Annotated in this window: 9 protein-coding genes and 1 CRISPR repeat array; of the genes, 3 read left to right on the forward strand and 6 right to left on the reverse strand. The window is 53.5% G+C overall.

All coding sequences use genetic code 11. The features are described 5' to 3' along the window. From L692_RS0107725 to L692_RS0107745, 5 genes are all read right to left on the reverse strand, one after another. Nucleotides 1-1,174 (reverse strand): Tex-like N-terminal domain-containing protein (locus L692_RS0107725; RefSeq protein WP_332258255.1); only part of this gene is annotated, 1,174 nt, incomplete at its 3' end. Nucleotides 1,175-1,410: 236 nt separating this feature from the next. Beyond that, nucleotides 1,411-1,761: a type II toxin-antitoxin system PemK/MazF family toxin gene (locus L692_RS0107730; protein ID WP_025698674.1), complete on the reverse strand. Its 351-nt coding sequence runs from the start codon at nucleotides 1,759-1,761 to the stop codon at nucleotides 1,411-1,413. 3 nt (nucleotides 1,762-1,764) lie between these two features. Continuing rightward, complete coding sequence (locus tag L692_RS0107735) at nucleotides 1,765-2,046, reverse strand: CopG family ribbon-helix-helix protein (protein ID WP_025698676.1); 282 nt, start codon at nucleotides 2,044-2,046, stop codon at nucleotides 1,765-1,767. 193 nt (nucleotides 2,047-2,239) lie between these two features. Continuing rightward, nucleotides 2,240-3,442, reverse strand: coding sequence for an alanine racemase (alr, locus tag L692_RS0107740; RefSeq protein WP_025698678.1), 1,203 nt, complete (start codon nucleotides 3,440-3,442; stop codon nucleotides 2,240-2,242). A gap of 228 nt (nucleotides 3,443-3,670) precedes the next feature. Further along, nucleotides 3,671-4,759 carry a LolA family protein gene (locus tag L692_RS0107745; RefSeq protein WP_025698679.1) on the reverse strand — a complete coding sequence of 363 codons (1,089 nt, stop codon included), beginning with the start codon at nucleotides 4,757-4,759 and terminating at the stop codon, nucleotides 3,671-3,673. Between the two features lie 287 nt (nucleotides 4,760-5,046). Further along, nucleotides 5,047-6,015: direct repeats of the CRISPR family, unit length 32 nt; unit sequence ATTTCAATCCACGCTCTCGCACGGAGAGCGAC. A gap of 542 nt (nucleotides 6,016-6,557) precedes the next feature. Here L692_RS0107745 and L692_RS33435 point away from each other — a divergent pair. The 3 genes from L692_RS33435 to L692_RS0107755 all read left to right on the forward strand — a co-directional run bounded on the left by L692_RS33435 (nucleotide 6,558) and on the right by L692_RS0107755 (nucleotide 7,255). Continuing rightward, nucleotides 6,558-6,701 carry a hypothetical protein gene (locus tag L692_RS33435; RefSeq protein ID WP_232238744.1) on the forward strand — a complete coding sequence of 48 codons (144 nt, stop codon included), beginning with the start codon at nucleotides 6,558-6,560 and terminating at the stop codon, nucleotides 6,699-6,701. Nucleotides 6,702-6,720: 19 nt separating this feature from the next. After that, nucleotides 6,721-6,921: a nucleotidyltransferase domain-containing protein gene (locus tag L692_RS33440; protein WP_051503456.1), complete on the forward strand. Its 201-nt coding sequence runs from the start codon at nucleotides 6,721-6,723 to the stop codon at nucleotides 6,919-6,921. 67 nt (nucleotides 6,922-6,988) lie between these two features. Next, nucleotides 6,989-7,255, forward strand: coding sequence for a HepT-like ribonuclease domain-containing protein (locus L692_RS0107755; RefSeq protein WP_025698680.1), 267 nt, complete (start codon nucleotides 6,989-6,991; stop codon nucleotides 7,253-7,255). A gap of 64 nt (nucleotides 7,256-7,319) precedes the next feature. Here the strand turns inward: L692_RS0107755 and L692_RS0107760 are convergent, their stop codons facing one another. Then, nucleotides 7,320-7,790 (reverse strand): RpiB/LacA/LacB family sugar-phosphate isomerase, encoded by a 471-nt coding sequence (locus L692_RS0107760; RefSeq protein ID WP_025698681.1) that lies wholly within the window; start codon nucleotides 7,788-7,790, stop codon nucleotides 7,320-7,322. Nucleotides 7,791-8,834 lie beyond the last annotated feature (1,044 nt).

Genomic DNA, 8,834 nt, shown 5'->3' on the forward strand with positions numbered 1-8,834 from the left:
AGCCGGTGCCGTTGCCGATAACGATGAGCTGAATGCCGTACCTTGCGATCAGCTCCTTGAACTTCTCCGCCGCCTCGCGCTTCTTGTTGTGCGGCGGCGTCGGGTACGTTACCGCCACCTCCAGCAGCTTGCCGGTCTCGTCGACGACCGCCAGCTTGCAGCCGGTGCGGTAGGCGGGATCGACGCCGAGCACGCGGCGTCCCTTGACCGGCGGCTGGAGCAGCAGGCTCCGCAGGTTGCCGGAGAAGATCGAGATGGCCTGATTCTCGCCCTTCTCGGTCATCTCCCCACGTACCTCGCGCTCCACCGAAGGCGCAATCAGCCGCTTGTAGGCGTCCTCGGCCACGGCCTCCAGCAGCTCCTTGACCGGGGACGGGCCTTTGACCAGCTTGCGCGTGATATACGCATGAATACGGGCCGTATCTACCTCGATACCGACCTTCAGCACATTCTCGCGCTCGCCCCGGTTGATAGCGAGAATGCGGTGCGGCGGCATTTTGTGAACCGGCTCGCGGTAGCTGTAATAATTCTCGTAGACGGATTCCTGCTCCTTGTCCTTCGCCTCGGAGACGAGAACCCCCTGCGAGGCCGTATGCTGGCGCACCCAGGAACGGACCGCCGCATCGTCGGCTATGGCCTCCGCGATAATGTCCTGCGCTCCCTGGAGAGCCTGCTCCACTGATTCCACGCCTTTGGCGGGATCGACATATTTGCCGGCCTCCGCCTCCGGGCTGCCGCCGCGGCGCTGCTCCAGAATCCAGTCGGCCAGCGGCTCCAGCCCTTTTTCCTTGGCGACGCTTGCCCGCGTCTTGCGCTTCTGGCGGTACGGCCGGTATAAATCCTCCACCTCCTGGAGCTTGACCGCTTTCGCTATCTGCCCCCGCAGCTCCTCCGTCAGCTTGCCCTGCTCCTCGATGATGCGGATGACTTCGCGTTTACGCTCGCCAAGCGACCGCAAATAGCTCAGCCGTTCCTCGATATCCCGCAGCGCGTTCTCGTCCAGCTCACCGGTCATCTCCTTGCGGTACCGGGCAATGAACGGAATGGTGTTGCCCTCATCCAGCAGCCCCGCCGCGCTTTGGACCTGCCGCTCGGACAGGCCCAGCTCTCCTGCAATCTGGCCGATCATCATTTGCCGCTCCCGGCGCGCCGCTTCGTCCGAAGCGGTATTCATCTCCTGCTCAGTCAATGCTTCTCCCTCTTTTCTTCCATCCGATACGTCAAATACTATCATATTTGCCCGAAGTCGTTCCAGCGGGATCTTTCCTTGGAAGCTATCCCGGCGTCCTGCTGGCGAATGACTTGAACGGCTGCGGATAATGGCTCCAGGTGAAGAATCCCAAAAAGGCCCACCGCGTATTTGCGATGGACCCTTATTACCTTTTTATGGAATGGCTGTGCCTGTCCGGTTTAAAAATCAATCAGACCCAGACTGATCTGCAACGAGTCATCCACCTTTTTCATCGTTTCGTCGTCAAGATGGGTGATCTTATCCGTTAAGCGCTGCTTATCGATCGTCCGAACCTGCTCAAGCAGAATGACGGAATCCCGGTCAAAGCCATGGGACGTCGCGTCAATCTCCACATGAGTTGGCAGTTTGGCCTTCTGGATCTGTGCGGTAATTGCTGCAACAATGACCGTTGGACTAAAGCGATTGCCAATATCGTTCTGAATCACAAGAACGGGCCTTACTCCGCCCTGCTCGGAACCAACTACCGGCGAAAGATCAGCAAAAAAAACGTCGCCGCGTTTTACGATCAATATCTACACCCCGCTTACTAAGCGGCCAAGAGTGCTGTCTGCATCTTCCTCGGCAAGGAACGCTTCGCATGCCATGGTCAAGTTAATCTTGGCCATTTCCATGTATCCGCGCTGCATGGACTCCCTGATGGAACGCTTCCTCCGTTCGCTGAGATACAGCTTCATGGCTTGCCGGATCAATTCGCTGCGATTGGAATTCTCCAACTGGACAATTCCGTCCACTTCCTGCAAGAGATGATCGGGCAAGCTGATCATGATTCTTTTGGTGTTTTGCAAATTGGCCAACTTCTCTTCCACCCCCACAAACCTTCTGCCCTTGTATTCCAGTGTAGCATTATGCAAGGAATTTTATACAAGGAATATATGCCGTCAGTATATCAAGTATGCTGCATCCCATTATAAACTAGAAACGGCGGTTCGTATAGACCATAAGTCATAGCGTCGTCTACGAACGAATATTCCTTGAGCACCTTCCCGCTTAGCTTACCGGATTGGGGCTTGGGGTCTGCAGCAAGGCATTTACCAGGCGGGGAGCCGAGCCTTCGCGAATATAGACGCGCGGCACCCGGTGGGCCAGCATGCAGGTCACCTCGTAGTGAATCGTTCCAAGAAGGAGAGCCAGCTCGTCTGCCGTAATGGAGACGCCAGCCTGGCGGCCGATGAGAACAACCTCTTCGCCGGCTTTGATTTGTTCCGCCTCATTGGCGAAAGATTTGAGCGATACCATACACTGGTCCATGCAGATGGTTCCGACGACAGGAACGCGGCGGCCGCGTATTAGCACCTCTGCCTTGCCGCTCAGCATGCGGGAATATCCGTCCGCGTACCCGATGGGTAACGTGGCGATAAATTCCCCGCTGCCTGTGCGGTAGCGGGTTCCGTAGCTGACGCCCCAGCTCTCCGGCAGGCTTTTTACATAGACAGCTTTCGTCTTCAGCGTCATGACCGGGTGCAGCTCGACCTGCTGCCTGCTTACCTCAGTTGACGGGTAGAATCCGTATATGCTGACGCCCACACGCACCATGTTCGGAGATAAATGAGGGGTATCAATGGCCGTAGCGCTGTTGCCCGTATGTATGATCGGGATTTCAATCTGTCTTTCCCGAAGCGCTTCCGTCACGCTCATGAACCGTCGGTACTGCTCCAGTGTATAGCTTTTGTCTGCTTCATCCGCTTTGGCAAAATGAGTGAACATCCCCTCCAATTCCATCTGCCTGACACGCTGCGCCTCTTCGATGAACAGCGGGGCTTCGTCCGGGAGAAGTCCGATCCGGCCCATGCCGCTGTCAATCTTGATATGCACCTTCAGCTTCCGGCTGTCATTTACAGGAAGTTTGGATATCGCCTCCAGCACTTCCGGGGTAAAAAGCGTCACGGTTACATCGTTCTCCCAGGCGGCGGCAATGGCCTCCGGCGGCGTATAGCCAAGCACCAGTATCGGCAGGACAATTCCCGCCTGGCGCAGCTCGATCGCCTCATCCAGAAACGCCACGCTTACATAGTCCGCGCCCAGCCGTTCCAGCTCCCGCGTCACTTCCACGGCCCCGTGACCGTACGCATTGCCTTTGACGCATACCATAAACTTCATCCCCGCCGGCAAATGCCGCCGAAAGCTCTCGTAATTGGCACGCAAGGCATCCAGATCAATCTCGGCCACAGTCGGTCGATAGCTTTCTTGCACTTCCAGTCACCTTCTCGTTTGTAATAAGCGTCACCTTTGCCGAACGTTCACCTGAATCACTTTCTTATTCGTAATGGTAATGCTAACGGAAGGCACTGTCAATGTGAGCGAGGGTTCGACGTCTACCGTGGCGAACAGGAAACGCGCTAATGAGCGATTGAAAGCAAAAACGGATACCGCATTGTAGAGGAAAGCATCCCACAATATGCAGTATCCGCCTACAACGTATTATTTACCCGTTTGATCCTGCGTAGAAGCGGCGATTTCCATCATTTCGCTAAGGGGAAGGTTCGCGCTGATGATCCGGTACTGCACGCCATCCCCCGACATCCACGTCAAAGTCTGCTGCTCATCCTCGGTCAAAAGTCCCGCCGTAAAGCCCAGATCAATAAGCGTTCCCGGCGCCAGCGACACAGCTTGATCCAGCGGACGAGATTCCAGAATCGTATACTGGTAAGTTCCGTCATACCGCAAAAGCACGGCGTGATCGTCGCTGCTCTCTATTTTGTTGGAGCCCTTGAGCGTTACGCCTTCCGGGGTGTAGCCCGGCTCGATGACGCCGAAATCGCCAAGGTCCGCATTCGCCTGAGTCTGCGTTCCTTCCTGATTCTCAGCGGCGGGCAGCGGATTGCCGTTCTCGTCAACCTGTGCCACCGTATTCTCCGAAGTCCCTTGGGAAGCCATATTTTTCTTCATGTCAAAAGAATCGGCGGAAAATTCCGGATTAAAAGCAAATTTGCTGAACTTCACGTCCACCACAACCTTGGCCTCCGAATCGGATACCTGCACCTGCTTGGGCGCATAGGTTTTTTTGTCCAGCCAGATCTTCTGGCGCACCAGCGCACGGCTCTGATAATTGGCGGCTACATCGAACACGTAGCTGTCCTTGTCAGCCACGAACTGGCGGTTGTTGTCGGCGACGATGCCTTTAATCAGCGTCTGGTACAGGTAGACCTGTCCCTGATTTTCCGGCCAATCGCTCTGGAACCGGAAGCTCTTGCCAAGGCTCGGCGTCAGCACGAACACGCCTTCATCGTTGCGGAGCACAATCTGCGTAACATTCTTCTGCACACTGGCCAGACTGATGCGGTAGTAGGAAGGATTTTTATACCATACCTCAACCTTGTACTCCTGAGGCTGCTCGCCGGTGTAGAGGGTCATCGTCCCTTCCCCTTGATAGGCTCCCGCCTTGCTCTCCAGCTTGTCGGCCACGTCGTTCAAATCCTTGACCACAGACGCGGAGTCCTTCTTCCCGCAGCCCGTCATAATCAGGGTAACGCTCATAATGATCGCGAGTACCCATGCTATCCGGCGCATGACATCATCCCCTTAACCTGTTTTGAATGCAGTGATTAGTACATGTCTATGTAGGACTTGACCGCAATATGCTGACAGGCGTGACAAGCGGGGCTTGGAGGAATGGAACAAGAGTGAAGGTTTAAAAAAAGCTCTGCCCTCCTGAATTTACGTCAGGCGGGCAGAGAATTAGTCCTTAAATGAGGTGGAGCGAAGCTTTGTTTCTGTGGGACGGTTTTGTAAGGGGTTACAATTGCGCTTCCGCATGGGGGGCGACAAGGAGAGGCTACACCCTTTCCCCACCAAAGGTTTCAATCCACGCTCTCGCACGGAGAGCGACGTCTGCTACTATAACGATATTTCCGGCACAGTTTGATTTCAATCCACGCTCTCGCACGGAGAGCGACTTGGGTGATGGTTTATGATTGCTTGGCGGCGATGCTATTTCAATTCACGCTCTCGCACGGAGAGCGACTAGCGTCCTTCTCGATGATTTTCACTTCCAGGTTATTTCAATCCACGCTCTCGCACGGAGAGCGACACTGAATATTATTTTAATATCTGGGAGCGGCCAATTTCAATCCACGCTCTCGCACGGAGAGCGACTTTGTGACGGCCCCGACTGCGGAGATTGGGAGGATGAATTTCAATCCACGCTCTCGCACGGAGAGCGACAGGAGATTGCGGCGTGAGAATGTTCAATAACGCGATTTCAATCCACGCTCTCGCACGGAGAGCGACGTTTCTTTATCAACATTATCAGGAGCCGTCAAAAGATTTCAATCCACGCTCTCGCACGGAGAGCGACGCTGAACGATTGATGCATTCCAGCAACATTACGATTTCAATCCACGCTCTCGCACGGAGAGCGACAAGGGAATCGTAATGCAAGTGGATCGGCAACTGAAACATTTCAATCCACGCTCTCGCACGGAGAGCGACCTCACGTACTTTTGTCCGTCTACCGCTTGGCTTGTATTTCAATCCACGCTCTCGCACGGAGAGCGACTCGGCTGGAAGCAAAGGAATGCGGCAAACGTACAAGATTTCAATCCACGCTCTCGCACGGAGAGCGACGGTACTCCAGCACCAACTAGAGACCTGCCGTTCTAAATTTCAATCCACGCTCTCGCACGGAGAGCGACCCCAAAATCCGAAAGGCTTGGTGTCAGGCGGAATGATTTCAATCCACGCTCTCGCACGGAGAGCGACAGCTACGAAGCAACTTACCCTGCGGAATTGGCAATTTCAATCCACGCTCTCGCACGGAGAGCGACAGCATCCGATGCAACCCCTTACTACACAAAGGATTGCAAACGCTTTAGTGCGAACCCCTTAAAAATGGTCGTTTCAAAGGGGACTCCTACTATAAAATAACGCGAAAACCCTTGTCCCGCAAGAGGTGCGAATCTCCCGGGGTTTTCATGGGAGCTTGGGGTTCGCACCAAACCTAACAATACAGCCATGGGCAGCAGCATGCTCAGGTTGCTGTTTGCCTGGGATCTTCCCGCGCTCTCTCTGAAACAGATTACCAGCTCAGCGGTCCCGCCAGCCTGTTTCCATTCCCACAACCTCATTTCCGACAATATTTCAACCCACGATCCCGCTCGGGGAGCAATCGCACCTCAAAAAAACAAGGGTTCCCGGCCCTAGAGGCGCGAGCCTCCCGGCATTTTCATGTGCGCTTCAGGTTCGCACTTTGTAAAGATTCGCCCTATTAGTGAAATACCGACAAGAACGATACAATAGAAGCATAAATCCGAGCCTGAATTCAAAGGATCGCTTCCCCGCGCGAGGGCGTGAACGGATGGGATGACCCATGTCCAAGGCTTACGAGCCCGGCAAACTTCATGTTCTGAGTCCTGAGCAACAGGACCTGATCGTTCAGAAGCTGCGCGAGGCTTTTGACACGTATGCCATTATTTTATTAGGTTCGGCGGCAAAAGGGACGCTCCGTCAATAGCGATCTGGATGTTGCCTTTTTGACAAACGGTCAGACTTCTGGCGCTTACGACCGATTCATGCTGGCGGGGGAACTCGCAGACAAGCTGGGACGGGAGGTCGACTTGATTGATTTTGCCGAAGCCAGCCCTGTCTTTCGCGCTCAAATCATCGGAAACGGGATTTTCTGCTGTAAGATGCCGAGCCGCTTAAACGGCAACAGCTTTTTATGCGGTCGCTAAAAGAATATGCCATGCTTAACGAGGAAAGGCGGGAGATTATGGATACATTTTTGAAGGATGATAAGTCATGAACCCCGATATTGTGCTGAACAAGACCGGGACTATTCGAAGATCCATACAACGGATTATGGAAGAATATGAAGGCAAAGATGCTGCGAAGCTTGTACTGAGACGAACAACTGAACCGCAATCTAAAGCCATGGTAGATTTCCGAAAAATAGCCATACACGATTACCAGACTGTCCAAATCGGAATTGTCAAAACGATGATCGACAAGCATCTCTCCGACTTCACGGACTTTGCCAAAAAATTAAAAGATTACATGAGCCGTTGAGATTTAGCCAGCCGCTCCAGGAACAAAAGCTAACCATTCCCGGAGCAGCACAAGGGAAGTTCACTTACAGATCGGACAATGGTTTCAAATGCTTCTCTGATATTTTAACCACTTTATCCACACGCCGCTTGTACTTCTCAACGTCTCCCAAATGCTCAGTCGTCATCCATACCTTTACGATTTCAAGGGCGATGGCCGAGCCGATAATTTTGCCGCCAATGCACAGCACATTCGTATCAGAGTGGGACCGCGCCAACTCCGCACAGAACGGGTCCTGACAGACCGCCGCGTATACCCCGTAGATTTTATTAGCAATCATAGCGCTTCCATAGCCAACACCATCAATAAAAATCCCCCGGTCCACCTTCCCCTCAGCCACAGCCAATGACGCAGGATAGATATAATCGGGCAAATCGCAAGCTTCCTCATTATGCGCTCCGAAATCCACAACCTCATGCTCCAGGCTGGTTAATAGAGCCTTTACTTCTTCTTTCAAGGCAAAGCCCGCATGATCCCCCGCAACCGCAATCTTCATCTGTGAAACGCCCCCAATTCATGATTTATCAATAGTAGATACAAGTCCAGCAACTCTATCTTATCGCTTCGCGTTAGTGATTTCCAGTTATTTTCAGGCTGATAGGTCAGTTGAGCAGAGATGAATCGGGATAAAAAATAATTCTCGCCACCGAAAGGGGCGTGACCAGAAGGTGAAGCTCATAAATACCGCATGAAACAGCATTTTCAAACTACAACCCAACATGGAAATAAACTCCATTTCTGGTCAGGACGGTCTGGATACACTGAAATTTCAATCCACGCACCCGCACGGGGTGCGACGCCCCGTAAGTCCGTTATTCGTCTGAGGGTCCTGAGATTTCAATCCACGCACCCGCACGGGGTGCGACAGGGCAATACACCTCGTCATACTCGTTCAGCACGATTTCAATCCACGCACCCGCACGGGGTGCGACCTGCCGTCAGCGGAACGCTTGCAAAAAAAGCCGATGATTTCAATCCACGCACCCGCACGGGGTGCGACTGGACAGCGGAGGATACCCGCGCGTGTTCATGTTCGAATTTCAATCCACGCACCCGCACGGGTGCGACTCGGGTTGGCGGGGACCGCCACTTCGGATGCAAATATTTCAATCCACGCACCCGCACGGGGTGCGACCGTACACCATGACTATGAAATCGGTAGCGTTATTATTTCAATCCACGCACCCGCATGGAGAGCGACCGGCGGCAACATCACCGATTACGTAGTCGCTTGGTGATTTCAATCCACGCTCTCGCATGGAGAGCGACAATACGGTGACCACCCCATTACTCTCAATCATTCATTTCAATCCACGCTCTCGCATAGAGAGCGACAGGTTGCTTATCCACAAATAAAAGATCAGTCAAAGAGATTTCAATCCACGCTCTCGCATGGAGAGCGACAGCAGAACTTTGCTGAAGGTCAGCAGAATTGGCAATTTCAATCCACGCTCTCGCATGGAGAGCGACCGAGGCCCGGCCGCCGATTACATGCGGTCGTTTTCGATTTCAATCCACGCTCTCGCATGGAGAGCGACTC

The sequence above is a fragment of the Paenibacillus forsythiae T98 genome (assembly GCF_000520735.1).
GTDB classification, from domain to species: domain Bacteria; phylum Bacillota; class Bacilli; order Paenibacillales; family Paenibacillaceae; genus Paenibacillus_AQ; species Paenibacillus_AQ forsythiae.